Raw genomic sequence first — 23,727 nt, forward strand, 5'->3', positions numbered from 1 at the left:
GTCGGGCGGAGTCCGGCCACTGACCGTGCGAGGCCCGCTGACCGGCAGTGCTCGTTCCGTTCGGCAGCGTCGCCGACCGGGGCACAATCAGACATATGGTTTCGGAGTCCAGGCGGCGGATCGAAGTCGCCGCGTGCGGGCTGCTCGCACGGCATGGCTATCACGGGTTCGGTCTGAAGGCGTTGAGCGAGGCGGCCGGATTGCCGTACGGGTCGATCTACCACCACTTTCCGGGCGGCAAGGAGGAGATCGCGGTCGCCGCGATCACCGGGACGGGGATGCTCACCGGGCGGATGATCCGGCAGGCGCCGACGGACGTCTTCGCCACGACGAACACCATTTTCGACTTCATGGTCGCCAAGCTGGCGGCCTCGGAATGGGACGACGGGTGTCCGATCGGCACGCCGGCGCTGGATGGCGGCAGCGACGTCGAGGCGATCCGCACGGCCTGCGCGACGGCCTTCGAGGCGATGGAGCAGGCGTTCGCCGGTTTGCTCGCCGAGCTGGGGTTGTCCGCGCAGGACGCGGGGGAGTTGGCCACCACGGTCGTGGCCGCGTACGAGGGCGCGACGCTGCTGGCCAGGGTGCGACGGTCGGAGGCGCCGCTACATACGGTGGCGGCGGCGATGGAGCGGCTGATCCGGGTGACGTTCACCGAGGCCGGACTGCTGAACGGCGAATCGGGTGCGACGGACAACGGCGAGTCGGGCACCGGATCGTCGGATATCGACACGGGGATGATCGCGGTGGACCAGGTCGCCTCGGTCGAGGCGAGAGTGGTTGCGGCAGCAGCGAAATCCGAAGTCAGCGGAAATGTTCCGGAAGTTGGTGCTGAGCAGTGAAATTCCCTGCGAGGCATTGACTAGAAAGAACGTTCTAGCGAAACTCGACTCATGAAGCGTCTGATGTTGACCGGCCCCGGCGAGCTGCGCTGGGAAGAACACCCAGAACCCGAGCTCACGGGACCGGACCAGGCGCTGGTGCGCCCGATCGCCCTGGCCACCTGCGATATCGATCCGGCCGTCCTGCGCGGCAAGTTTCCACTACCGGGTCCGTACTCGTTCGGGCACGAGGGCGTTGTCGAAGTCGTCGCGATCGGCGCGGGTGTGCGCTCTGTGGCGGTTGGTGATCGGGTGGTGGTGCCGTTCCAAATCTCTTGCGGCACATGCCATGCCTGCCTCCGTGGCCGCACCGGCAACTGCACGAGCCACCCGCCGTTGTCGTCCTACGGCCTCGGGCAGCTCGGCGGCTTGGACTGGGGCGGGCTCTGGGCTGATCTCGCCCTCATCCCGCACGCCGACGCCATGCTCGTGCCGCTGCCGCCCGGCATCGACCCGGTGGCCGTGGCCAGCGCGAGCGACAACATCCCTGACGGTTATCGCGCCGTCGGCCCGCAGCTCGCCGACAACCCCGGCGCCGAGGTTTTGATCATCGGCGGACCGGCGGCTCCGTCAATTGGTCTCTACGCCGCGGGCCTCGCCGTCGCACTCGACGCGGCCCGCGTCGTCTACCTGGACGACTCCATCGAACGCTTGGAAATCGCTAAGTCCTTGGGCGCCGAGGCAATCGAAGGTCCGCGCGACGCCCGCGTCGGCCGGTTCCCGATCACGGTCGAATCCGCGGGCGGCGCCACGGCACTGCGCGCCGCCGTCGATGCCACCGCCTACGACGGCTGGTGCACCAGCGTCAGCGTCCAGCTCACCGACGTGCCACTGCCGATCTTCCAGATGTATTCGCGCTGCTGCACGTTCCACACCGGTCGTGCGCACGCCCGTCCCGCCATCCCCGAGGTGCTGGATTTGGTCGCCGCGGGGCGGTTCGATCCGTCGCTGGTAACCACCCGGACAGCAAACTGGGACGAGGCCGTCGACGCGCTTTTGGAGACGCCGATGAAGCTCGTCGCCGTCCGCTGAACGGTCTCGGCGAAGTGGTCAGCCGACCATATGTGATGTAACGCACTGGACACGATGAGCGCGAGAATGATCGTCGAAGCGTCGGTCGCCGAGATGGCCGACGCGTCGACCGCGAACAACTCGCACGCCCGACCATTCTGGGACCGCTCGTTGAAACCGCAGCTCAGAGGCTATATTTGCGGCCGTTTTAAGGCTCGGCTTAAATAACGGACCGATGCGACCTCGATCGGCAACTCCGTCGCAGCACCGATCGCGCTCCCGGCGACCCGGCAACAGCGGTCTATGCAGGTCACGAGCCCCGAGAACTCAGGGCACCCTTATTAGATTTCGGGAACGAATTCCGCCACACTGATGTTGTGAAAACCGTGGGTTTGCGGAGCGAGGACGAAAGGGCTGGTCGTAAGGCCGGTACCGGATCCCCTGCTGCGTCCGCGACCGCAGGCGAGGGACACACCCGCGCGGCCATCGTCCAGCTGCTGCTGGAAGAGGGCCCGATCACCGCGACCGCCATCGGCACCAGTTTGGGACTGGCGCCGGCCGGCGTGCGGCGCCACCTCGACGCACTGATCGACTCCGGTCAGGCGCGGGCCAGCAGGTCCGCGCCGTGGCAGCAGAAGGGTCGCGGCCGCCCCGCCAAGCAGTATCAACTCACCGCCGCCGGCCGTGGCCAACTGGGTCACGCCTACGACGACCTGGCCGGCGCGGCGATCCGCCAGCTCGGCGAGATCGGTGGCGACCAAGCCATCACCGAGTTCGCCAGGAAACGGGCCAGGACTATCGTGGCCGGGATCGCACCGGTCGACGAGCACACCCCGCAGCAGACCGAGGCCAAGGCCGAGGAGATCGCGGACGCGTTCACCGAGGCCGGTTTCGCCGCCTCCACCCGCAAGGTGGGCAACGGCGTGCAGATCTGCCAGCATCACTGCCCGGTCGCGCACGTCGCGGAGGAATTCCCGCAGTTGTGCGAGGCGGAACTCGAGGCGTTCCGTGACCTGCTCGGCACGCACGTGCAGCGGCTGGCCACGATCGCCAACGGCGACTGCGCGTGCACAACGCACGTGCCGCTGCTCGTATTACCGATTACCACCAAAACTTCACCAGAAATCGCTGCACAGCCCGCAGCGGTACGAACGAACGACTCCGGAAGGAGTGCCGAATGACGACAACCACCGACCAGGTGCAGCCGCTCACTCAGGAAGAGACCATCGCTTCCCTGGGTAAATACGGTTACGGCTGGGCCGATTCGGATGTGGCCGGAGCCAGCGCGCAACGAGGCCTGTCAGAGGCGGTTGTTCGCGACATCTCGGAGAAGAAGAGCGAGCAGGACTGGATGCTCGACATCCGGCTCAAGGCGCTGCGCATCTTCGATCGCAAGCCCATGCCGAACTGGGGCTCCAACCTCGACGGCATCGACTTCGACAACATCAAGTACTTCGTCCGCTCCAGCGAGAAGCAGGCCGCCACCTGGGACGACCTGCCCGAGGACATCAAGAACACCTACGACAAGCTCGGCATCCCGGAGGCGGAGAAGCAGCGTCTGGTCTCCGGTGTCGCGGCGCAGTACGAGTCCGAGGTCGTCTACCACTCCATCCGTGAGGACCTGGAGAAGCAGGGCGTCATCTTCCTCGACACCGACACGGCGTTGAAGGAACACCCGGAGATGTTCCAGCAGTACTTCGGCTCGGTGATCCCCGCGGGCGACAACAAGTTCTCCGCGCTGAACACCGCGGTGTGGTCGGGTGGCTCGTTCATCTACGTGCCGCCGGGCGTGCACGTCGACATCCCGCTGCAGGCCTACTTCCGGATCAACACCGAGAACATGGGCCAGTTCGAGCGGACCCTGATCATCGTCGACGAGGGCGCCTACGTGCACTACGTCGAGGGCTGCACCGCGCCGATCTACAAGTCGGACTCGCTGCACTCCGCGGTGGTCGAGATCATCGTGAAGAAGGGCGGCCGCTGCCGCTACACCACCATCCAGAACTGGTCGAACAACGTCTACAACCTGGTCACCAAGCGGGCCAAGGCGGAGGCGGGCGCGACCATGGAGTGGGTCGACGGCAACATCGGTTCCAAGGTCACCATGAAGTACCCGGCGGTCTGGATGACCGGCGAGTACGCCCGCGGCGAGGTGCTCTCGGTGGCGTTCGCCGGCGAGGGCCAGCACCAGGACACCGGCGCGAAGATGCTGCACCTGGCGCCGCACACCTCCTCGAACATCATCAGCAAGTCGGTGGCGCGCGGCGGCGGCCGGGCCTCCTACCGCGGCCTCGTGCAGGTGAACAAGGGCGCGTACGGGTCCAGGTCGACCGTGAAATGCGATGCGCTGCTTGTCGATACGATCAGCCGCTCGGACACCTACCCGTACGTCGACATCCGCGAGGACGACGTGACGATGGGTCACGAGGCCACGGTCTCGAAGGTCTCCGAGGACCAGCTGTTCTACCTGATGAGCCGCGGCATGACCGAGGACGAGGCAATGGCCATGGTGGTGCGCGGCTTCGTCGAGCCCATCGCCAAGGAACTGCCGATGGAATACGCATTGGAACTGAACCGGCTCATCGAGCTGCAGATGGAAGGAGCCGTCGGCTGATGGCGACAGGTGTCATTGGAGCGGTCGAGGGCGAGAACCCCGCGAAGCCGATTCAGAACCCGGGCGCTGGGGCCGCGACCAACAAGGGCGAGGTGTTCACCTCCTTCGATGTGAACGCCTTCGAGGTGCCGTCCGGCCGGGACGAGGAGTGGCGGTTCACCCCGCTGCGCCGACTGCGCGGGCTGCACGACGGCTCCGCGGTGCGCGACGGTCAGGCGACGGTCGAGGTCAGCTCGGTCGACGGCGTCCAGGTGGAGACCGTCGGACGCGATGACGCGCGCCTCGGCGCCGCGGGTACTCCGGCGGATCGTGTTGCCGCCCAGGCGTTCTCGGGCTTCGAGTCGGCGACCATCGTGTCGGTCGGCGCGGAGTCCGAGGTCGCCGAACCGGTCGTCGTCACGGTCACCGGCCCCGGCGAGGGCCGGACCGCCTACGGCCACTTGCAGATTCGGCTCGGCAACTTCGCCACCGCCACCGTGGTCATCGACCAGCGCGGCAGCGGAACCTACGCGGAGAACGTCGAATTCGTGCTCGGCGACAGCGCCAAGCTGACGGTTGTCGCGGTGCAGGACTGGGCCGACGACACCGTCAACGCGACCGCGCACTACGCGCTGCTCGGCCGCGACGCCACGCTGCGGCACATCGCCGTCACGCTCGGCGGCGAGCTGGTTCGCCTCACCGGAACCGTCCGTTACGCGGGCCCCGGCGGCGACGCCGAACTGCTCGGCCTCTACTTCGCCGACGCGGGACAGCACTTCGAGCAGCGTCTGCTCATCGATCACTCGCAGCCGAACTGCAAGTCGAACGTGCTGTACAAGGGTGCGCTGCAAGGCGATCCGGATTCGCCCAAGGGTGACGCGCGGACCGTGTGGGTCGGCGATGTGCTGATCCGCGCCGCCGCCGAAGGCACCGACACCTTCGAGGTGAACCGCAACCTGGTGCTCACCGACGGCGCGCGCGCCGACTCGGTGCCGAACCTGGAGATCGAGACCGGCGAGATCGCCGGCGCCGGTCACGCCAGTGCCACCGGCCGCTTCGACGACGAGCAGCTGTTCTATCTGCGCGCCCGCGGCATCCCGGAAGACGTGGCGCGGCGCCTGGTCGTGCGCGGCTTCTTCCAGGAGATCATCCAGAAGATCGCGGTCCCCGAGATCCGGGAGCGGCTGGAGTCGGCCATCGAGGCCGAGCTCGCCGCTGTCGGCGTCTGATCCCGAACTAACACCCCCACAAAGGAATTCGAATTCGATGACCACCCTGGAAATCAAGGACCTGCACGTCGAGGTCGCCAACCCGGACGCGTCGGGCGAGCCCATCAAGATCCTGAAGGGCGTCGACCTCACCATCAAGTCCGGTGAGACGCACGCCATCATGGGCCCCAACGGCTCCGGCAAGTCGACCCTGTCGTACGCGATCGCCGGTCACCCCAAGTACACGGTGACCTCCGGCTCGATCACCCTCGACGGCGAGGACGTCCTCGCGATGACCGTCGACGAGCGGGCGCGCGCGGGCCTGTTCCTGGCCATGCAGTACCCGGTCGAGGTCCCCGGCGTGTCCACCTCGAACTTCCTGCGCACCGCCGCCACCGCCGTGCGCGGCGAGGCGCCCAAGCTGCGGCACTGGGTCAAGGAAGTCAAGGAGTCGATGGCCGAGCTGGAAATCGACCCGGCCTTCGCCGAGCGTAACGTGAACGAGGGCTTCTCCGGCGGCGAGAAGAAGCGTCACGAGATCCTGCAGCTCGGCCTGCTCAAGCCGAAGATCGCCATCCTGGACGAGACCGACTCGGGCCTGGACGTCGACGCGCTGCGCATCGTCTCCGAGGGCGTCAACCGCTACAAGGAGCGCGAGAACGGCGGCGTGCTGCTGATCACGCACTACACCCGCATCCTGCGCTACATCGAGCCGGAATTCGTGCACGTCTTCGTCAACGGCCGCATCGTCGCCGAGGGCGGCTCGGAGCTGGCCGACGAACTCGACGCCAACGGCTACGTCCGCTTCACTCAGAGCTCACCCACCCCGTCGGCTTCGCCGACTGCCGTCCCCGTGTCTGCCCCTGCAGGAGCTTGATATGACCGCCACGGTCCGCACCCTCGACGTGGCCCGCATCCGGGCCGACTTCCCGATCCTGAGCCGCACGGTTCGGGACGGGAAACCGTTGGTGTACCTGGACTCCGGCGCGACCTCGCAGCGGCCCCTGGCGGTGCTCGACGCGGAACGCGAGTTCCTGGTGACGCACAACTCGGCCGTGCACCGCGGTGCGCATCAGCTGGCCGAGGAGGCGACCGACGCCTACGAGAACGCCCGCGCCGATATCGCCCGGTTCGTCGGGGTCTATGCCGACGAGATCGTGTTCACCAAGAACGCGACCGAGTCGCTGAACCTGGTGACCTACTCGTTCGCCGACGATCGGTTCCCGTACCACGTCGGTCCCGGTGACGAGATCGTCATCACCGAGCTGGAGCATCACGCGAATCTCGTTCCGTGGCAGGAACTTGCGCGGCGGACCGGTGCGACGTTGAAGTGGTACGGCGTCACCGACGACGGGCGGATCGATCTCGATTCGCTCGAATTGTCGCCCGCCACCAAGGTTGTCGCGTTCACGCATCAGTCCAACGTGACCGGCGCGATCACCGATGTCGCCGAATTGGTCCGCCGCGCAAAGGCGGTCGGCGCGCTGACGGTGCTCGACGCCTGCCAGTCGGTGCCGCACATGCCGGTCGATTTCCGTGAGCTCGACGTCGACTTCGCCGCGTTCTCCGGGCACAAGATGTTCGGCCCGTCCGGTGTCGGCGTGCTGTACGGGCGTCGCGCGCTGCTCGCGGAGACGCCGCCGTTCATCACCGGCGGCTCGATGATCGAGACCGTGACCATGGAGGCGACCACCTTCGCGGCGCCGCCGCAGCGGTTCGAGGCCGGCGTGCCGATGACCTCGCAGGTCGTCGGATTGGGCGCGGCCGTGCGGTATCTCGAAGCGCTCGGCATGGATGCCGTTGCGGAGCACGAGCATTCGCTGGTCGGTGCCGCGATCGAGGGCCTGAGTGCGATCGACGGGGTACGGATCATCGGTCCGGTCGAGAATGTGGATCGCGGTGGCGCGGTGTCGTTCGTGGTCGACGGGATCCACGCGCACGACGTCGGGCAGATTCTCGATGACGAAGGTGTCGCGGTGCGGGTCGGTCACCACTGCGCGTGGCCGCTGATGCGCAGGCTCGGCGTGCCTGCCACCGCGCGTGCCTCGTTCGCCGCCTACAACACCCTCGACGAGGTGGACGCACTGGTCGCGGCCGTGCGGAAAGCTCAGAGCTTTTTCGGCGTGAGCGGAGCGAACGCCGACAATGGACACAGTGGAGTTGTATAGAACATGCGCATGGAGCAGATGTACCAGGAAGTGATCCTGGACCACTACAAGCACCCGCACCACCGCGGGCTGCGGGAGCCGTTCGGTGCCGAGGTGCACCACGTGAACCCGACCTGCGGTGACGAGGTCACTTTGCGCGTGCAGCTCGACGACAACGGCGATGTCGCCGACGTCTCCTACGACGGTCAGGGCTGCTCGATCAGCCAGGCCTCCACCTCGGTGCTCACCGACCAGGTGATCGGCCTGCCGGTGCAGCAGGCGCTGAAGGTGGTCGACTCGTACCACGAGATGATCTCCAGCCGCGGCGCCGTCGAGGGCGACGAGGACATGATCGGTGACGGCATCGCCTTCGTCGGCGTCGCCAAGTACCCGGCACGCGTCAAATGCGCGCTGCTCGGCTGGATGGCGTTCAAAGACGCGGTCGTCCGGATAACCTCGGCAGAAGAGGCGCAACGTTCGATGGGAAACGGGGATCAGGCATGACGGAGACACCGGCAACCGAGACGGCTGAGCAGGTCGAGCTGTCCGCCGAGGACATCAAGCGCCTCGAGGACCTCGAGGAGGCCATGCGCGACGTCGTCGACCCCGAACTCGGCATCAACGTCGTCGACCTCGGACTGGTCTACGGCCTGTCCGTGCAGGACGAGGTAGCCATCCTCGACATGACCCTCACGTCGGCGGCCTGCCCCCTCACCGACGTCATCGAGGACCAGTCCCGCAACGCCCTGGTCCGTAGCGGCCTGGTGGACGACCTCAAGATCAACTGGGTCTGGATGCCCCCGTGGGGCCCGGACAAGATCACCGAAGACGGCCGCGAACAACTCCGCGCCCTCGGCTTCACCGTCTGAGTTCATCGACGCGAGTCAAATGGTCGCTAAATGATCTCGTACAGCAACCATTTGACTCACTTGATCTTGAAACTCCCTCAACGCCACCACAAGCCGATGGCTACCTCAGCAACGCGACATCGCGCACATGACGTGCACCTAAAGCTGGGTACGACACACGACGCGCCCACACTACTTCAGGGAAAACTGGGTAGGTCTTCAGTTTTCATGAACAGGTCACGTTGGGAAGTCCTTAGGTGCACTTCCTTGATAGGTGTACTTATCCAAGGGAATGACCGGATAGTGCTGAGCACGTCAGATGGGGTGCCCGGCTTCCTCTTCCGCAGCCTTGAGATGGGCAACGTGTGTGTTCCGGCGCGAGGACCGGCTGTGGTCCAGTGACCTTCCAGTATCGAAGCGAGTCAAATGGTTGTTGGGGTCATCGAGGTGAGTCATATGGCCGCGATTGAAGATCAACTAGCGACCATATGACTCGCCTCAATGATGGGGGTGTGCTGTGCGGAGTGCTCGGTTGATCGCCTGTCTGATGGGCTCGGTGAAGGACTCGGGGCGGTGGAAGACGTCTTGGGCGGTGGCGTAGAAGATTGTCCAGCCTTGGGTGGCTAGATGGTTGTGGCGGGTGTTGTCTCTTGCGGCGGCATGCATTCCGGAATGCCAAGCGACGCTGTCATATTCGAGTCCGATGCGGTATTGCGGCCAACTGATGTCTAGCCGGCGGGGGCCGTCCGGGGTCGGGACCTCCAGTTGCAGCTCAGGGTGGGGGAGGCCGGCGTCGACGCATTGCAGTCGGGTGCGTGACTCCATCGGTGATTCGGCTCTGCCGTCGACCAAGTCGATCAATTCGGCAGCTTGCCGGACGCCCCGGCGGCGGTGATGGTGGGTGAGTTCCTCGCTGAGTTCGTCTGGTGAGAGTCCGAGGCGGCTCGCGGCATCCAGCGTTGCCAGTGCGTCCATCCGATTCAGGGTGCGTGCCAGATCGATCGCGGTGCGCGTGGCGGGGGTGGTAGACACGCCGTTTATCGATGTCACCTGTCCGGGATCGAGTCGATCTCGGTGCACGACAAGATGTTTCGAGCGAGACAGTTGCACACCAAGCACATGCGTCGCATTCCGCTCGGTTACCGAGAAGCCGTGTAACTCGGCCGCCGTGTCATAAGCGGCGATCAGGATCGGCAACCCCATCGACAGGCGTGCCGCTTCGACGCGCAGCTCGGGCCCCTCCGGCGCGGTCGCCTCGCGATAGACACCGTGGAACACCGGTACCCAATCTCCACGGTGCAGGCGTGCGCGCAATTCCGCACGGGTGTATTCGATCCGCGCCTGAGCGGTGGTGAAGACGCCGAACTGCTTGTCCCGCAACGCCCCCAGTTCTGCCCTCATGCCCGCTAGCATCGAGCACCGCGATGTCAGCCTGCCTTACCCCACCTGCGCAAACAACTGCCCTGTGCACTACTACCCCGTTGGGGATGGCGATCGAGGCGAGTCAAATGGTCGCTGTTGAAGATCAACTAGCGACCAATTGACTCGCTTCGATGGGGATTCACGTGCGAGGGGTGATCGGGAGGGTGGCGAGGGTGGTGTCGGTGTCGGGTGGGGTGAGCTGGCATTGGGTTTGGTCACTGGCGCCGTCGTTCTGAGTGCTGTCCGCGTTCTGGGCGACGATCGTGACGATCACGGTGTCGAAGAGGTGCACGACGGCGGTGCCGGTGGTGTCCATGCTCGGGCCGGCACCGGTGTCGGTCGCGGTGAGGGTGACGGGACCCGCTGTGGGCAACGGCGCCGGGGAGCCGACCAGGTGGTCGGGACCGCCGTTCACCTCATGGGTGCCGATCACCGCTGAGGTGCCGGTTTCTACCACCGCCCGGGCTGTCGCCGCACCGGCTTGGCGCGCGACGGTGACAGCTGCCCCGGGGATTTGGACGGTCGCGGTGAGGGTGATGGTGCCGACCGGCTGGTTCACCGGTACCGAGTCGGGCAGGTCTCCGGTGGCATGCACAGAGACCGGGACGTGCTGGCCGTAGAGCGAGCAGTCGAAAGTGATTGTTCGGTCGAGGTGGGTGGCTGCGGCGGCAGGACCTACGCCCATCATGATGCCGGTCGCTGAGAGGGCAGTGGCGGCAAGGACGCTGACGGCCGGGGTGAGGCGGGTGTACATAATGATCACTTCTTTCGGGGATGAGACAGGTCTGTCTCCTGACGGTAGGCTCGTTGAAAACTATTGTCGGGACGGTAGATTCGCTGCCAGAGGTGTTGGTGCCAGTACTCTCCGCGGTGCAGCCGGACATTGGACAGACCAGCTACTCCTCGGCGATGATCAGCTTCGCATTTACTTCTTTGAAACCGGGGAGAATCTGGTGTCAGTTCTGAGTAGGGCTGCGTTCGGTGCGGCTCTGACATCCGCTGTGGCGCTTACCGTCGTTGGGGCGGGTTCGGCGGGTGCGGCGGGTAATTACTATGGGACGCTGGCGCTTTCGCCGGGGACCGGGAAGGTTGTCGAGGCTACCGATCAGGCGACCTGGGTGGCGGCGGATGCGGCGGCTATTCGGGACTGTGCCGTCTACGACTGTCGGATCATGGTGCGGTTCGTCAATGGGTGTGCGGCCATTGCGCGCGGCGCGGACGGGCAGTTCGGGGCGGATTCGGCGCCGTCGCGGGCGGAGGCGGAGCGGCTGGCGATCGCCAAGCTCGGGGAGAGTGCGCCGCCGTTCCCGGATCTCGGTAGTGCTTCGCCGCGGGCGGCGAGCATCGTGTTGTCTTCGTGCACGAAGAACGCGAGCTGAGTTTCGCACGTCCCGCAATTCGAGGGTTTCATTCCGAAAGGCTCTGTGGCCCAGGCCATTTCACGTCGGAAATAATTTGGACAATTCGGGTGCCGTGGCTCATGATCTGACTCGAAGTTATTTCTTTCTCGGGGAGGATCACAATGTCGTTGTCGCGCAAGGCTGCTCTCGGCCTGGTCGTGTCATCCGCGGCCGTCCTGGTCGCAGCCGGTGCGGGTGCCGCCCAGGCCGAGCCGGACTCGGCGGGCAGGTACTACGGGTCGATCGCGTTGAACCCCAAGAACGGGGACACTGGATCGTCGTGGAACTACCCGAGCTGGGAGTCGTCGGACGCCCGCGCGCTGGCCGAATGCGGCAGTTGGGACTGCTTCGTCGTGGTGCGCTACGCGGACGGATGCGGTGCGGTCGCGGCCAACTCGGACGGCAAGTGGGCCGTCGGCACCGGTCGGGACCGGGCCGAGGCGGAACGCAACGCCATCGCGGCCCTCGGCCCGCTGGCGCCGCCGTTCCCCAACTTCGGTAGCTCGGCACCCAAGCGGGCCGAGGTCCTGCACTCGCAGTGCTCGCCGGAGTAAGCACCGCATAACTGAACGAGGGGTGTCCACGCCTGGCGTGGACACCCCTCGTTTGGTTATTGCCTCAGCGGCGCAAGACTTTTCGAGCTATCCAGTTGCCGAAGAACTGAATGACCTGCACGCCTGCGATGATGATCAGCGTGGCCACCAGGGTGACCTGCCAGTTGAATCGCTGATAACCCTGGACGAGCGCGAAATCGCCGAGCCCGCCGCCGCCGACGGTGCCTGCCATAGCGGAAATGTCGACGATGCCGATCACCGCGAAGGTGTAGCCGAGCACCAGCGGGCCCAGCGCCTCGGGGATCAACAGCGTCAGGATGATGCGCAGCGGCCCGGCGCCGACCGCCCTGGCCGCCTCGATCACCCCGGGGTCGACCGTCACCAGGTTCTGCTCCACGATCCGGGCGATGAACACCGACGCCGCCACGATCATGACGAACGCCGCGGCATCCCCGCCGATGGTGGTGCCGACCACCTTCAGCGTCACCGGGCCCAGCGCCGCGAGCAGAATGATGAACGGGATGGGCCGGACCACGTTGACGATCACGTTGAGCAGCAGGTTGATCGGCGCGTTCGCCAGCAGCCCGCCCTTGCGGGTGACATACAGCACGGTGCCGAGAAACAGGCCGATCAGGCCGGACGCCACGAAGGTGAGCAGCACCAAATAGATGGTCTGGCCGATCGCCTCGTACAGGAGCGGCCGGAGAGTGTCCCAATTCGCATGCATAGGTACTCCTTTCAGGCCGTACTGGCCTTTTCGAGCGACCTGCAAGCAGTCGCTAGCGGCGGTGAAGCTCGTCGATGACTTGGTCGATGGCTTCGTCGGTGCCGTGCAGCGCCAGGGTGACGCTGCCGAATGTCTTGTCCTGCAACGTGCTAACGCCGCCGTAGACCACCTCGAAGCGGACGTCCGTGTGCACCGCGGTGGCCAGGGCCGCGCCGATGCCGCGCCGGTCGTCCACGTCCACCGTGATGAGCCGGCCGCCGTGTAGCTCACCGAGCCTGCGCAATTCGTCCTCGGACGGCCGATTGTGCAGCACCGTGCCGACGAACGACTGCGTCGGCGCCGCCTTCGGGGCCGCGAAAACCTCGAAGGTGCTGGCGAGTTCGACGATGCGGCCCTCGGCGAGCACCGCGACCCGGTCGGCCACCGCGCGGATCACATCCATCTCGTGGGTGATCACCACGATGGTGACGCCGAGTTCGCGATTGATCTTCTTCAGCAGTCGGAGCACCTCGCCGGTGGTTTCCGGGTCCAGCGCAGAGGTCGACTCGTCCGCGAGTAGCAGCGATGGCGAGGTCGCCAGCGCCCGGGCGATGCCGACCCGCTGCTTCTGCCCGCCGGACAGCTGATCGGGATAGCTGCGGGCCTTGTCGGACAGCCCGACGAACTCCAGCAATTCGGTGACCCGAGCCTTGCGCTCGGCCCGTTTCCAGCCCGCGACCTTGAGCGGATACTCGATATTGCCTGCGGCCGTGCGTGATCGGAACAGGTTGAACTGCTGGAACACCATCCCGATATCGCGGCGCAGCCGCCGCACCTGTGCCTCGCGCACCCCGGTGATCGGGGTGCCCGCGACCTCGACGGTGCCGCTGGTCGGCTTCTCCAGCGCGTTGATCAACCGGACCAGCGTGCTCTTGCCCGCGCCGGAATAGCCGATCACGCCGAAGATCTCACCCTGCTCGATGCGCAGATCGATATCGTCCAGCGCGACCTGGGCATCCGCGCCCTTGCCGAAAACCTTGGTGACCGAACGGAACTCGACTGCGGGCGGGTTATCCGTCACTTGCCGTCGCGGATGGACTGCTGCACCCGCTGCAGAATCTGTTCCAGCTCAGGGCCACTGCGCTTCACCTCGACGGCGGTGCCCTTGGTCACCTCGCTGTGCGCCTTCTGCACCTCGGGGTCGTGCCAGAGTTCGACCAGCTGCAGCAGCTTCGGATTGTTCTTGTCCTCGGCCCTGGTCACCAGCGCGTTGATGTACGGCTCGGCCGCCGGGTTCTTCGGATCGTCCTTGTACAGCGCCGAAGTGGGGTCGATGCCGGAACGCTCGAGGAAGGTGTTGTTGATCACCGAGCCGTCCACCGAGGCCAGCGAGAGCGCGGTCTGCGCGGCGTCGACGGTGGTCACCTTGACCTTCGAGGCGCCACGATCGATGTCGGCGGGGGAGGGCGAGTTGGTGTTCGAAGACAGCTTCAGCAGGCCGGCCGCCTGCAACACGAACAGGGCCCGCGCCTGATTGGTCGGGTCGTTCGGAATCGCGATCTCCCCGCCCTGCGGGATATCGGCGAGGGTCTTGTGCTTCTTGGAGTACAGGCCCAGCGGCACGATGTAGGTGGACCCGATCGGCGTCAGGGTGTCGTTGTTCGCGACGTTGTACGCGCCGAGGAACTGCAGGTGCTGGAACAGATTCACGTCGATCTGCTTCTGCGCCAGCGCGAGATTCGGCTGCTTGTAATCGGAGAAGTTGGTGATCTTCAGCGTGATGCCCTTGTCCTTGGCCCGCTGCTCGAAGACGTCCCAGGCTTTGTCCTTGTCGGTCGTGCCGATGCGCACTACCGTGTCGGAGGAAGCCTTGTCGTCAGAACCGCACGCCGTAAGGGTGAGGGCCGCGGTTGCTACCAGGACCGGGATCGCCAGTACCCGATGGAATTTCACTCGTGCTCCCGAAATGCTTGTCGCTATATGAACCCGGTAATCCAAGCGACCCGGCAACCGGGTAGGCAACGGTTGAGATTGTGGTGAGCAAAACCCTTCCGAAAACTTGGACGGCCGTCTAGTTTGGCCGCAATGCGCTTGCTGCACCGACTACTGCTGATCCCGATCCTGTCCATCCTGGCCATCGCCTCCGTTTCGTGTGGCGCGGAACACCGCGGCGACGTCATCCGCATCGGTGTGAACGACCTCTCACTGCCGCACTGGGATGTGTACAAGAAGAAAGCCGCAGATCAGGGCATCGCGATCGAGTTCGTCAACTTCACCGACTACAACCAGCCCAATCCCGCGCTCGCGCAACGCCAGATCGATCTCAACAAGTTCCAGCACGTGCGATACCTGGCCAACTACAACGCCCGCAACAACGACACCCTGGTGCCGATCGGCGCGACCGAGATCTTCCCGCTCACGCTGTACTCGCGTAAGCACAAGTCGGTGGCCGACATCCCGCAGGGCGGGCAGATCACGTTGAGCAACAACTCGGCGAACCAGGTGCGGCCGCTGCTCAGCCTGGCCGCGGCCGGGCTGATCGTGCTGAAGGGCGGTGCCAGTTGGGATTCCAAGATCGAAGACGTGGATACCGCCGCGTCCAAGGTGAAGCTGACGCCCATCGATCCGACGCTGACCGCGCAGTCGCTCAGCAGTGTCGATGCCGCCTTCGTCGACGACACCTTCGCTCGCCCAGCGGGTTTGACGAAGAACGACACGATCTACACCGATGACCCGGAACTGCCTGCGCTCAAGCAGTACATCAACATCTTCGCCGCGCGGGCTGCGGACAAGGACAACCCGACGCTGCTGAAACTGGCTCGGCTGTACCACGATCCGGAGGTCGAGGCCGCGGTGCGCGCCGAGACCGGGTACGAGGGCATCTTCAAGACCAACGAACCGGCCGACCTGCAGGCGACGGCGACGGAGCTGGAAGCCAAGTTCCGCAAGTAGTTTCGGCTACGAGCGCGCCGAGAGAGCCCGCGCGGCCTCCCTCGGCGCGTTCGTATTCGGTTGCAGGCCACGGGAACCGGCGAGCTTGGCTTGTACGTGTTCGGAGACCGTGATCGGCGCGTACTTGCTGCCGGTGCCTATGCAGGAGGGCAGCGTCTCGATCAGTGCGTCGAAGTTGCCATCGTGGAAAAACGCTGCGCTGCGGCGTCGTTCGACGGTGCCGTCGACGATCGGCGGCATCACCCGGTGCAGGGTGGAGAGCCAGCGCTCGTTCGTCCAGCGGGCCATCAGGTCGCCGAGGTTGATCAGCAGCGCGTCGTCGGCGGGTTGCACGTCGTGCCAGTGACCGTCCGCGCCGAGTACCTGCAGGCCGGGTACCTGGTCTGCCCACAGGACGGTGACGATGCCGTAGTCGGTGTGCTCGCCCATGCCCTTGAGTTCGCCGTCGAGGTCGACGTTGCCTGGCGGCAGCGCATAGTTGTTCATTCGCAAGACATTCAGCGAGTGATCGGTGAAGCGGTCGAAGTATCCGGTGGGCAGGTCGAGGGCGTCGGCGAAAATCGTGGTGAGGGTGCCCGCGACGCGTGCGGCCTCGGCGTAGTACGTCAGTACTCGCTGCTGGAACGTCGGAAGCTGTGCAGGCCAAACGTTTTCGGCGTATCCGGCCGCAGCAGGCAAATCCAACCCCGGATAGTCGGCGGTGGTTGTGCCGATATTGAACGCCTCGAAGAAATCGTTCATCCGCGTCGCCGACGCCACCCCGAGACTCAAACTCAGGCTCTCGCTCTTAGGCGGCGAATAGCCCCGATTGAACTCGACCGCCGTCCGGTAAGCCTCCTTCGTCGCCTGATCGAGAGCGAAGAATTCGTCGAGCGCGGCCGCGAACTCATCGAGCACCGATTGCGCGATCCCATGCCCGCGAATCTGCATGAACCCGACCTGCTGCGCCGCCTCATCGATCTGCCGCGCGACCACCGCCCGCTCCGCAGCACTCGCACCGCTGATGTAGGCGGAAATATCGATAACGGGAACCTGAAACTCCACGACGAGCCGTCCTTTCAATAGCCGATAACCGCTCCAAGCATGCAGCGTGCGGACGTCCCAAATTGTACGTTCGAGTCACATTCCTGTAAACGCAAGTTCCTATTGGAACGTACCAGTGGTCGATTCTGAAACCTGGCCTGGTTCAACGAAATTCGTCGCCGATTCGACTTGCTTTTCTGTCGGTGTCTTGCCCTAAACTGGGGCCTCATTCCCATTCGAGACAGGGGGCTACATGTCTGCAACATCGTCGGTTCTGGAAGAGCGGGTGAGTTCGTTGGAGGGGAGGTACGAGTCCTGGATGGAGTCCTATAGGGACGACCGGGCGGTCTACCAGGACAAAATCGTCGGGATCCTCGAGATCGTCAAGAAGCTCGAACCGGACGTCTCCGTGCTGAAGGGGGACGTGTCCGTGCTGAAGGAAGACGTGTCGGAGTTGAAGGAAGACGTGTCTGTGCTGAAGGAAGACGTGTCGGAGTTGAAGCACGACGTGTCCGGGTTGAAGCGAGGCGTCAACGCGATCGTGTCGTACTTCGAGATCACGATTCCCGAGGACGAGAACTAGCAAGGTAACGACCATCCCATCCGTCCCCCGGTGATGTCGCTCGGGCTGTGTGGCGACACCGTGGGGGCGGATAGGGGTTCAACGAGACAGGGGGCTCTACATGTCAGTGACGCTGGTACCGCTCGAGGTGCGTGTGAGCAATTTGGAGACCAAGCACGAGCGACTGGACGAGGACCGCCGCGCGTACGAGGACGCGATCTACCAGACGAAGAGGAGGGTCAAGAAAACCCATCGGTGGGTTCAGGGGATCCAGCAGGAAGTCTGGGAGTTACGCGATGACTTCGTGACATTCAGGCTGGAGATGGGCGCGTTCAGGCACGAGGTCCGAAACGAGTTCGCGACGGTCAAGCACGACTTGGCGACGGTCAAGCACGACTTCGCGGCGGTCAAGCACGACGTTTCAGGCCTGAAGCACGACGTTTCGGGCCTTAAGCAAGGCATGTCGGGTCTGAAGCACGACGTTTCGGGCCTTAAGCAAGGCATGTCGGGTCTGAAGCATGACGTTTCGGGCCTTAAGCAAGGCATGTCGGGTCTGAAGCACGACGTTTCGGGTGTGAAGCACGACGTTTCGGGTGTGAAGGGTGACGTTTCGGGTCTGAAGGATCACGTTTCGGGTCTGAAGGATCACGTTTCAGGTCTGAAGGATGATGTTTCGGGTCTGAAGCAAGGCATGTCGACATTGACGCAGGGTGTCAGTGCGATCATGGCGAGCCTCGGAATCGCTATACCCGAGGGCGAGAACTAGCAGGTAGGCGAGCACTCCATTCCGTCCTCCGGTGACCACTTCGATGCCAGAAGGGTTGTGCGCGGCGACACCGCGAGGGCGGGGATGGGGGTTCAATGAGACAGGGGGCTTTATGTCGGTAACGCTGGAAGATCTCGCGGCCAGGGTGTGTGTGCTCGAAAGGGTGGTAGGGGAGCGCGACGAGTCGCCGTTCACGGCGCACGACGCTTTCACGGATGTTCGTAGCCGGATCATGACGCTGCAACTGAAGATGACTAGTGTTCGACTCGAGGTGGAGACCCTCGGTCGCGATGTCCGCCGCCTGGGCAGCCTGGGTGCGGCAGTTGACGCAATCGCCTCGCATCTGGGCGTGAGAGCCCCCGAGGACGCGGCTCAGCAGTAGGCGATTCCCCGCGAGTAGCGTCCACACCGGGCACGATCCCGGTGTGGACGCTCAACTCCTTAGCGTGACATGGACTTTCGGGCGGAAGCGGGTTGCGCCGACGCCCGAACCGCGGATCATTGCCTGGGTGAACCCCGGCGGTGCTGACCTGCGGACTCCGCTCTGAGCGGAAAGTGCTGCGGGCGGCGGCGGTTGCGGCCATGATTTCGGATGTGGACGAACAGATGTACGAGCGGTCGCGGCGTGGTTTGCATGCGGTGGCGGAGTTGTTGATCGCCGGGCCGCAGTATCGGCAGCACGGGACGATTCGGTTGCGGGCGGTGGACCAGGGGTTCGGGGGCGTGCAGTGGCCCGTTTCGGTGGTCGGCGCGGAACTGGTGTGGGCGCAGGGGCGGGCGCCGCTGCAGGGGACCTATCGGGAGCTCGGGCGGCTGGCCGGGTTCGAGCCGGAGGCGCCGAAGGGGGTGTACGAGGACACGACGGGGGTTGATCCCGACAGTGTGATGGAGATCGATCCCGCGGCGGCGCGGCTGGTCGGCGACTGGTTTGCGCTGGGGGACAAGGCTTTGCGCGCGCTGGCGCCGGATGCGACGCCCGTGCTGTGGCCAGAGCACTTCGATCTGTCCATCACGATCGACGAAGTGAATTACGGTGTCTCGCCGGGAGATTCATTCCACTCGGGCCCCTACGCCTATGTCGGCCCATGGACTCCGCGCACCGGCGAGTTCTGGAACGCCTCCTTCGGTGCGTTCCGTCCGCAGGACGAGGTGAACTCACTCGCAACCCTGCTGGAGTTCTTCGAACAAGGCCGCGCCGCGGTCGAATAGGCCACGCCTGCACGCTTCTTGATGCCCCGCACCGGAAATCGCATGCGAAATCCGGTGCGGGAAGTCAGTAATAGTGCGTGGCGTCGTGCGCCGGATAGCAGCCGCACCCTATCTCGGGATCTGCACTGACTCTAGGGCCCTAAAGCCAGTGCAGATCCCGAGTCCCAGTGCGGATCCGCGCCGCCAACGGCGACGAAGCCCATCCCGCGCACGAGTTGTACGGCCGCGCCCGAAATTGCTAGCAATACCGTGCGCGGCCACGTAATTCGTGCGCGGCGACCACCGCCGGATCCCGCTAAAGCGCTACACCGGCTACTCGCTCTCATCCAAAGTGCTTGGGACGCAACCACAAGCCGGTGACCACCGCGGGAACGCGACACCGCGCACCTGGCGCACACCTAAAGCCGGGTACGGCACACGACGTGCTCAGCACTACTTCACAGGAAAACGTGGATAGGTCTTCAGCTCACTGGACAGGTCCACGCCTGGAGTTCTAAGTAGCACTTGCCCGGATAGGCGGACCTTCTCCGGGGTTTGTGCGTGTACTGGTCCGATGGTGCTGTGCGGGCGGGGGATTCGACGCCCGCTCTAGCGGGCTGCGCGGTGGTTGTCGCCGGCCAGACGGCCCCGGCGGATCAGCGCGCGCTTGCTGCCGGGCGCGAGGGCGGCGGCGTCGAGGTGCGAATCCGGTTCGGGCTCATTGGGATTCGGCCGGACGAACAGGGTCACCGTAGCGGCGGGGAGGAAACCGCTGCGCGTCATCAGGGCGGTGGAGGCGGCGTTGCGATCTTCGACATCGGTGACGATCCGCCGCGCGCCGCGGGCGAACAGCGCCTCGGAGCAGACGTCGACCAGTCGCCGGGCGATGCCGTGGCCCTGCATGTCGGGTGCGACGGCGATCCACTCGAGGTAGGCCCAGTCGTCCCGGTTCTCGAATTCCATCGACCCGAGCACAAAACCGACCACCCGGTCGGAATCGAGGGCGACCCAGCAGGCGTTGTCCGGGCTGTCCAGGTGCTCGGCGACCGAGGTGAGCGACCACGAGGTGTACGGCTTGGTGGTGATGTCGAAGACTTCGTGACCGAGATCGAGGACCTGGCGCAGGTGGCCGAGACCCATCGGGACGATCACAACGGCAGAATCCATGCCGATAGTTTGCCAGCTGGATGCGGTGGCGCCGTCACGCGCCCTTGCGGGCCGCCGTCTTCTTGGCGGCCTTCTTCGCAGGCTTCTCGGCGGTCTTCTTGGCAGCGGTTTTCTTGGCCGCCGCCTTCTTCGCCGGTTTGACCTTGCCGTTCTCCTCGCCGCCGCCCGCCGCGCGGCGACCGCTGGCCTCCAGGCTGCGTTGCAGGGCGGCGACCAGGTCGACCACTTCCGCGTCCATCTCTACGGGCGCGGACTCGGGCTGCTCGGGCACCTTGCCGGTGCCGCTGGCGATGGCCTCGTCGAGCAGCCGCTTGAGTTCGATCTGGTACTCGTCGGTGTACTGGTCCTGGTCGAAATCGTCGGACATGGACTCGACCAGCGTCTCGGCCATCTTGATTTCCTGCGGGCGCGGCGCGGCGACCCCGTCGAGGGATTCGAATTCGACCGCGCGCACCTCGTCCGGCCACAGCAGCGTCTGCAGCACCAGCATGCCGTCGCGCACCCGCAGCGCCGCCAGCCTGGTCTTCTGCCGCAGCGTGAAGTGCACGAGCGCGGTGCGGTCGATGCGTTCCAGCGTCGTCGCCAGCAGCACGTAGGCCTTGGGTGTGCTGGAGTCGGGCTCGAGGTAGTAGCTCTTGTCGAACAGGATCGGGTCGATCTGGTCGGACGGCACGAACTGCAGCACCGGGATCTCGTGTTTCTCGGCGGCGGGCAGTTTGGCGAAGTCCTCGTCGGTGAGAATGACCTTGTCGCCCTCGGGGGACTCGTACGCCTTGTCGATATCGGCGTACTGCACGGACTTCCCGCACACGGTGCAGACCCGGTCGTACTTGATCCGGCCCCCATCCTTGGCGTGCACCTGATGGAAGCGGATGTCGTGGTCCTCGGTCGCGGTATAGACCTTGACCGGGACGTTCACCAGCCCGAATGCGATCGAGCCCTTCCAGATCGACCTCACTGCTGCATCCCCTCGACGCGGGTACTCGGGTCACCGATTCGGCGGCTCGGAACGGATGAGTGCTGGACGCTAAGGCCCACTCATTCTTCCATGATGGCGGACGGTATTCGAATACGCGAGCGAATGCGCATCCCGAGTGTCGCGACGGCGACGCGCCGACGCAGCTGCGGCGGGAGTGCGCCGAAAAGCGTGCGCATGGCGGCAACGGTGCCGGTCAGATCGGTTCGCGCGGACAGGTAGGCGCGCTGGGCGGCGGGCGGCATGGTGAAGAAGGCGTCGAAGAAAACGGGGATGTCGGCGGGCGGCAGGGCGAGTAGTGCGCGGAGGCCCGCGGCGCGGAGTCGATGGACGGCGTGTGCGGACGCGGGCCACGCCTGCGCGCCCGCTGCGACGGTGTCGGCTGCGGTGAGTGATGCGGCCACGCTGTAGCCGGTGGCCGGGTGTGCGAATCCGCCTGCCGCGCCGAAAGTGTGTCGTCCGGGTCGGCCGCCTTCGACCGGGAAGCGAACGCGTTCGACTGGTTCCGCGCCGCTGAATTCGATTCCGCGCGAACGCAATCGGTGGTGCAGCCGGTCGCGCAGCTCGGTGCCGTCGAGGGCGGGGCGACCGGCCAGGCAAGTTTCTTCCAGCAGCATCGTCCCGCCGCCGAGCGGCACCGCGTAGAGGAACGAGCGAGGCGCGTCGGCGGATGCGCCGTTGTCCAAGCGCCAGTCCATGAACAGCGGTTCGAATCCCGCGCAGCGCCGCTCGTCGAGCACGAGCCCATACGCCGTCTGCTCGGCCAATCTGGGCGAGCGGGCAATCCCACGTGCGTCGATGACCCGTCGACCCGTCAGCGGCCGTCCAGCGGCCAGCGACACCCTGCCTGGAGTGAGCTCCACCGCGCGATCCGCGACGATCTCGGCCCCGGTCAGATCCAGCGACTTCTGCAACCGACCCGAATCGAGCACCACGTACGGCCGATCGATCCGATGCGCACGAGTTCCCCACGCCATCGGTTCATCGACCCTGGCCGCGATGACCGACGGGTCCAGCCACCCGGGCAACTCGTCCGCCCACGCCGCGTAAGTCGCGGACCACTGCCGATCGGGTGCCGGATCGACGACAGTGACCGAGCTGCCACGCGCGAGACAGCGATGGGCAAGCGCTCGCCCGGCAGGCCCGAGTCCGCAGATGATGACGTCTATCATCACGCGGCCGCCTTCGACCGCTGCCGGTGCGTCGATGTGAGGCGGCCCGTCGGCACGGCTGATCGGACGATCATCGAACAATTGCCGAGAGCCAGCCGCCACTCGGGACGATCACCTGCCTTGCACGATGGGTGGTCTTCGATCCCCATCCGGCAGATGGTCATGACATCTGCGTGGCGGATGGCGGTGGACCGCGCGTGGCGGACGGCCGAGGGCCGCGTTTGGCGTAGGGCAGCTGGCCGCGTGTGGCGGGCGGCTGCTGGCCGTGCGCGACGTTTGGCCGCGGGTCGCGCACGGTTGACGGCCACCATCGGCGAGTGACTAACGACCGCCGGCATTTTCGCGACGGTCAGAGCCCGCCGGTGGACAGCAGGCCGCCGTCGACCCGCACGGTCTCGCCGGTGATCCAGGCGGCCTCGTCGGAGACCAAGAAACCGATCAGCCGGGCGACGTCCTCGGGGGTGCCGAGCCGCTTCATCGGGTAGATGCTGGCCGCGCGCTCCTCGTCGTCGGAGTACAGCGCGTCGGCGAACTTGGTCTTGATCACGCCGGGCGCTACCGCGTTCACCCGGATCTTCGGTCCGAGCTGCCAGGCCAGTTCGTCGGTGAGCCGGATGAGTGCGGCCTTCGACGCGCCGTACGCGGCGATCACGCCGGACGACCGGATGCCCGCGACGCTGGCGACATTGACCACCGCGCCACCGTGCTCACCCATCCATGCCTTGAACGCCTGCTGGATGTAGCCGAGCGCCGCGACCACGTTCACGTCGAAGATCTTGCGCACGGCATCGAGGTCCGCATCCATCAGCGAGCCGAACACCGGGTTGATGCCGGTGTTGTTGATCAGGATGTCGACCGAACCGAATTCGGCCATCAATCGATCGATGGCGGCGGCGCGATCCTCGGCTTGGCCCGAGTTGCCCGCCAACGCCACGACCTCGCCCTGATGACCGAGGGCCCGCAGCTCGGCCGCAGCCTCCTCCAACGGGTCCTTCTTACGGGCCGTGATCAGCACGTTCGCGCCACGACTCAACAGCTCCGCCGCGACGGCCTTGCCGATGCCCCGGCTGGCCCCAGAAACCAAAGCACTTTTGCCCAACAGATCGTCACTCATGCATCGGCAGGCTACTCGCCGTTCAGTTAGTGCCGTC

At 65.4% G+C, this 23,727-nt stretch carries 26 protein-coding genes; 16 read left to right on the forward strand and 10 right to left on the reverse strand.

Translation table 11 applies throughout. The features are described 5' to 3' along the window. Nucleotides 1-95 precede the first annotated feature (95 nt). From ACIBK2_RS14000 to ACIBK2_RS14040, 9 genes are all read left to right on the forward strand, one after another. A complete protein-coding gene (locus tag ACIBK2_RS14000; RefSeq protein WP_396967016.1) occupies nt 96-842 on the forward strand; it encodes a TetR/AcrR family transcriptional regulator in 747 nt (248 codons plus the stop codon). Between the two features lie 51 nt (nt 843-893). Further along, nucleotides 894-1,913 (forward strand): zinc-binding dehydrogenase, encoded by a 1,020-nt coding sequence (locus ACIBK2_RS14005; RefSeq protein WP_396967018.1) that lies wholly within the window; start codon nt 894-896, stop codon nt 1,911-1,913. A gap of 356 nt (nt 1,914-2,269) precedes the next feature. Beyond that, a complete protein-coding gene (locus tag ACIBK2_RS14010; protein WP_396967020.1) occupies nt 2,270-3,073 on the forward strand; it encodes a helix-turn-helix transcriptional regulator in 804 nt (267 codons plus the stop codon). Beyond that, entirely contained in the window at nt 3,070-4,506 is a 1,437-nt protein-coding gene (gene sufB, locus ACIBK2_RS14015) for a Fe-S cluster assembly protein SufB (RefSeq protein ID WP_396967023.1), read from the forward strand. Before ACIBK2_RS14010 ends, sufB begins: the two co-directional genes overlap by 4 nt. Then, nucleotides 4,506-5,714, forward strand: coding sequence for a Fe-S cluster assembly protein SufD (gene sufD / locus ACIBK2_RS14020; RefSeq protein ID WP_396967025.1), 1,209 nt, complete (start codon nt 4,506-4,508; stop codon nt 5,712-5,714). Before sufB ends, sufD begins: the two co-directional genes overlap by 1 nt. Nucleotides 5,715-5,751: 37 nt before the next feature. Further along, nucleotides 5,752-6,570 (forward strand): Fe-S cluster assembly ATPase SufC, encoded by an 819-nt coding sequence (gene sufC, locus ACIBK2_RS14025; protein ID WP_396967027.1) that lies wholly within the window; start codon nt 5,752-5,754, stop codon nt 6,568-6,570. A 1-nt stretch (nt 6,571) separates the two neighbouring features. Continuing rightward, nucleotides 6,572-7,861: a cysteine desulfurase gene (locus ACIBK2_RS14030; RefSeq protein ID WP_396967029.1), complete on the forward strand. Its 1,290-nt coding sequence runs from the start codon at nt 6,572-6,574 to the stop codon at nt 7,859-7,861. Nucleotides 7,862-7,864: 3 nt separating this feature from the next. Then, nucleotides 7,865-8,344: a Fe-S cluster assembly sulfur transfer protein SufU gene (sufU, locus tag ACIBK2_RS14035; protein ID WP_396967031.1), complete on the forward strand. Its 480-nt coding sequence runs from the start codon at nt 7,865-7,867 to the stop codon at nt 8,342-8,344. Beyond that, nucleotides 8,341-8,709, forward strand: coding sequence for a metal-sulfur cluster assembly factor (locus tag ACIBK2_RS14040; RefSeq protein WP_135231963.1), 369 nt, complete (start codon nt 8,341-8,343; stop codon nt 8,707-8,709). The genes sufU and ACIBK2_RS14040 overlap by 4 nt, the downstream gene beginning before the upstream one ends. Nucleotides 8,710-9,186: 477 nt before the next feature. Here ACIBK2_RS14040 and ACIBK2_RS14045 read toward each other — a convergent pair whose 3' ends face one another. Both ACIBK2_RS14045 and ACIBK2_RS14050 read right to left on the reverse strand, forming a co-directional pair. Beyond that, entirely contained in the window at nt 9,187-10,089 is a 903-nt protein-coding gene (locus ACIBK2_RS14045) for a type IV toxin-antitoxin system AbiEi family antitoxin domain-containing protein (protein WP_396967033.1), read from the reverse strand. Between the two features lie 160 nt (nt 10,090-10,249). After that, nucleotides 10,250-10,864, reverse strand: coding sequence for a DUF6801 domain-containing protein (locus ACIBK2_RS14050; RefSeq protein WP_396967035.1), 615 nt, complete (start codon nt 10,862-10,864; stop codon nt 10,250-10,252). Nucleotides 10,865-11,063: 199 nt separating this feature from the next. On the opposite strand from ACIBK2_RS14050, the gene ACIBK2_RS14055 reads away from it, so the two are divergent. Next, entirely contained in the window at nt 11,064-11,489 is a 426-nt protein-coding gene (locus ACIBK2_RS14055; RefSeq protein WP_396967037.1) for a DUF4189 domain-containing protein, read from the forward strand. A gap of 143 nt (nt 11,490-11,632) precedes the next feature. Then, nucleotides 11,633-12,064 carry a DUF4189 domain-containing protein gene (locus ACIBK2_RS14060; protein WP_396967039.1) on the forward strand — a complete coding sequence of 144 codons (432 nt, stop codon included), beginning with the start codon at nt 11,633-11,635 and terminating at the stop codon, nt 12,062-12,064. A 64-nt stretch (nt 12,065-12,128) separates the two neighbouring features. Here ACIBK2_RS14060 and ACIBK2_RS14065 read toward each other — a convergent pair whose 3' ends face one another. Genes ACIBK2_RS14065 through ACIBK2_RS14075 form a run of 3 tightly spaced genes read right to left on the reverse strand, consistent with a single transcriptional unit; the run spans nt 12,129 to nt 14,723 of the window. Beyond that, nucleotides 12,129-12,791 (reverse strand): methionine ABC transporter permease, encoded by a 663-nt coding sequence (locus ACIBK2_RS14065; RefSeq protein WP_396967041.1) that lies wholly within the window; start codon nt 12,789-12,791, stop codon nt 12,129-12,131. A gap of 52 nt (nt 12,792-12,843) precedes the next feature. Further along, the gene (locus tag ACIBK2_RS14070) at nt 12,844-13,851 is read right to left on the reverse strand and encodes a methionine ABC transporter ATP-binding protein (protein WP_396967043.1); all 1,008 of its coding nucleotides are present in this window, start codon (nt 13,849-13,851) and stop codon (nt 12,844-12,846) included. Then, complete coding sequence (locus ACIBK2_RS14075) at nt 13,848-14,723, reverse strand: MetQ/NlpA family ABC transporter substrate-binding protein (protein WP_396967045.1); 876 nt, start codon at nt 14,721-14,723, stop codon at nt 13,848-13,850. The genes ACIBK2_RS14070 and ACIBK2_RS14075 overlap by 4 nt, the downstream gene beginning before the upstream one ends. Nucleotides 14,724-14,855: 132 nt before the next feature. Here ACIBK2_RS14075 and ACIBK2_RS14080 point away from each other — a divergent pair, with 132 nt between their 5' ends. Further along, nucleotides 14,856-15,722: a MetQ/NlpA family ABC transporter substrate-binding protein gene (locus ACIBK2_RS14080; protein WP_396967047.1), complete on the forward strand. Its 867-nt coding sequence runs from the start codon at nt 14,856-14,858 to the stop codon at nt 15,720-15,722. A gap of 6 nt (nt 15,723-15,728) precedes the next feature. Here ACIBK2_RS14080 and ACIBK2_RS14085 read toward each other — a convergent pair whose 3' ends face one another. Continuing rightward, a complete protein-coding gene (locus tag ACIBK2_RS14085; protein WP_396967049.1) occupies nt 15,729-16,766 on the reverse strand; it encodes an isopenicillin N synthase family dioxygenase in 1,038 nt (345 codons plus the stop codon). 232 nt (nt 16,767-16,998) lie between these two features. Between ACIBK2_RS14085 and ACIBK2_RS14090 the strand changes: the two genes are divergently transcribed. The 4 genes from ACIBK2_RS14090 (at nt 16,999) to ACIBK2_RS14105 (ending at nt 19,282) form a co-directional block, all read left to right on the forward strand. Continuing rightward, nucleotides 16,999-17,328: a hypothetical protein gene (locus tag ACIBK2_RS14090; protein WP_396967051.1), complete on the forward strand. Its 330-nt coding sequence runs from the start codon at nt 16,999-17,001 to the stop codon at nt 17,326-17,328. A gap of 100 nt (nt 17,329-17,428) precedes the next feature. Further along, on the forward strand, nt 17,429-18,073 hold the full coding sequence (locus ACIBK2_RS14095; protein ID WP_396967053.1) for a hypothetical protein: 645 nt from the start codon (nt 17,429-17,431) through the stop codon (nt 18,071-18,073). A gap of 112 nt (nt 18,074-18,185) precedes the next feature. Next, nucleotides 18,186-18,455 (forward strand): hypothetical protein, encoded by a 270-nt coding sequence (locus tag ACIBK2_RS14100; RefSeq protein WP_396967055.1) that lies wholly within the window; start codon nt 18,186-18,188, stop codon nt 18,453-18,455. 200 nt (nt 18,456-18,655) lie between these two features. Continuing rightward, on the forward strand, nt 18,656-19,282 hold the full coding sequence (locus tag ACIBK2_RS14105) for a hypothetical protein (protein ID WP_396967057.1): 627 nt from the start codon (nt 18,656-18,658) through the stop codon (nt 19,280-19,282). 588 nt (nt 19,283-19,870) lie between these two features. Here the strand turns inward: ACIBK2_RS14105 and ACIBK2_RS14110 are convergent. From ACIBK2_RS14110 to ACIBK2_RS14125, 4 genes are all read right to left on the reverse strand, one after another. Further along, nucleotides 19,871-20,428 carry a GNAT family N-acetyltransferase gene (locus tag ACIBK2_RS14110; protein WP_396967059.1) on the reverse strand — a complete coding sequence of 186 codons (558 nt, stop codon included), beginning with the start codon at nt 20,426-20,428 and terminating at the stop codon, nt 19,871-19,873. Nucleotides 20,429-20,462: 34 nt separating this feature from the next. After that, on the reverse strand, nt 20,463-21,386 hold the full coding sequence (locus ACIBK2_RS14115) for a Ku protein (protein ID WP_396967061.1): 924 nt from the start codon (nt 21,384-21,386) through the stop codon (nt 20,463-20,465). A gap of 80 nt (nt 21,387-21,466) precedes the next feature. Further along, nucleotides 21,467-22,576, reverse strand: coding sequence for a lycopene cyclase family protein (locus ACIBK2_RS14120; RefSeq protein ID WP_396967238.1), 1,110 nt, complete (start codon nt 22,574-22,576; stop codon nt 21,467-21,469). A gap of 349 nt (nt 22,577-22,925) precedes the next feature. Further along, nucleotides 22,926-23,690 carry an SDR family oxidoreductase gene (locus ACIBK2_RS14125; RefSeq protein WP_396967063.1) on the reverse strand — a complete coding sequence of 255 codons (765 nt, stop codon included), beginning with the start codon at nt 23,688-23,690 and terminating at the stop codon, nt 22,926-22,928. Nucleotides 23,691-23,727 lie beyond the last annotated feature (37 nt).

The organism is Nocardia sp. NPDC050175, from assembly GCF_044459885.1.
In the GTDB taxonomy this organism is placed as follows: Bacteria; Actinomycetota; Actinomycetes; order Mycobacteriales; family Mycobacteriaceae; genus Nocardia.

Coding starts and splice junctions, on each gene's coding strand:
- sufU (WP_396967031.1), top strand. CDS start 7,865: ATGCGCATGGAGCAGATGTACCAGGAAGTGATCCTGGACCACTACAAG.
- ACIBK2_RS14050 (WP_396967035.1), bottom strand. CDS start 10,864: ATGTACACCCGCCTCACCCCGGCCGTCAGCGTCCTTGCCGCCACTGCC.
- ACIBK2_RS14080 (WP_396967047.1), top strand. CDS start 14,856: ATGCGCTTGCTGCACCGACTACTGCTGATCCCGATCCTGTCCATCCTG.
- ACIBK2_RS14040 (WP_135231963.1), top strand. CDS start 8,341: ATGACGGAGACACCGGCAACCGAGACGGCTGAGCAGGTCGAGCTGTCC.
- ACIBK2_RS14105 (WP_396967057.1), top strand. CDS start 18,656: ATGATTTCGGATGTGGACGAACAGATGTACGAGCGGTCGCGGCGTGGT.
- ACIBK2_RS14045 (WP_396967033.1), bottom strand. CDS start 10,089: ATGAGGGCAGAACTGGGGGCGTTGCGGGACAAGCAGTTCGGCGTCTTC.
- ACIBK2_RS14100 (WP_396967055.1), top strand. CDS start 18,186: ATGTCGGTAACGCTGGAAGATCTCGCGGCCAGGGTGTGTGTGCTCGAA.
- sufD (WP_396967025.1), top strand. CDS start 4,506: ATGGCGACAGGTGTCATTGGAGCGGTCGAGGGCGAGAACCCCGCGAAG.
- ACIBK2_RS14030 (WP_396967029.1), top strand. CDS start 6,572: ATGACCGCCACGGTCCGCACCCTCGACGTGGCCCGCATCCGGGCCGAC.
- ACIBK2_RS14120 (WP_396967238.1), bottom strand. CDS start 22,576: ATGATAGACGTCATCATCTGCGGACTCGGGCCTGCCGGGCGAGCGCTT.
- ACIBK2_RS14090 (WP_396967051.1), top strand. CDS start 16,999: ATGTCTGCAACATCGTCGGTTCTGGAAGAGCGGGTGAGTTCGTTGGAG.
- ACIBK2_RS14065 (WP_396967041.1), bottom strand. CDS start 12,791: ATGCATGCGAATTGGGACACTCTCCGGCCGCTCCTGTACGAGGCGATC.
- ACIBK2_RS14005 (WP_396967018.1), top strand. CDS start 894: ATGAAGCGTCTGATGTTGACCGGCCCCGGCGAGCTGCGCTGGGAAGAA.
- sufB (WP_396967023.1), top strand. CDS start 3,070: ATGACGACAACCACCGACCAGGTGCAGCCGCTCACTCAGGAAGAGACC.
- ACIBK2_RS14000 (WP_396967016.1), top strand. CDS start 96: ATGGTTTCGGAGTCCAGGCGGCGGATCGAAGTCGCCGCGTGCGGGCTG.
- ACIBK2_RS14110 (WP_396967059.1), bottom strand. CDS start 20,428: ATGGATTCTGCCGTTGTGATCGTCCCGATGGGTCTCGGCCACCTGCGC.
- ACIBK2_RS14095 (WP_396967053.1), top strand. CDS start 17,429: ATGTCAGTGACGCTGGTACCGCTCGAGGTGCGTGTGAGCAATTTGGAG.
- ACIBK2_RS14125 (WP_396967063.1), bottom strand. CDS start 23,690: ATGAGTGACGATCTGTTGGGCAAAAGTGCTTTGGTTTCTGGGGCCAGC.
- sufC (WP_396967027.1), top strand. CDS start 5,752: ATGACCACCCTGGAAATCAAGGACCTGCACGTCGAGGTCGCCAACCCG.
- ACIBK2_RS14060 (WP_396967039.1), top strand. CDS start 11,633: ATGTCGTTGTCGCGCAAGGCTGCTCTCGGCCTGGTCGTGTCATCCGCG.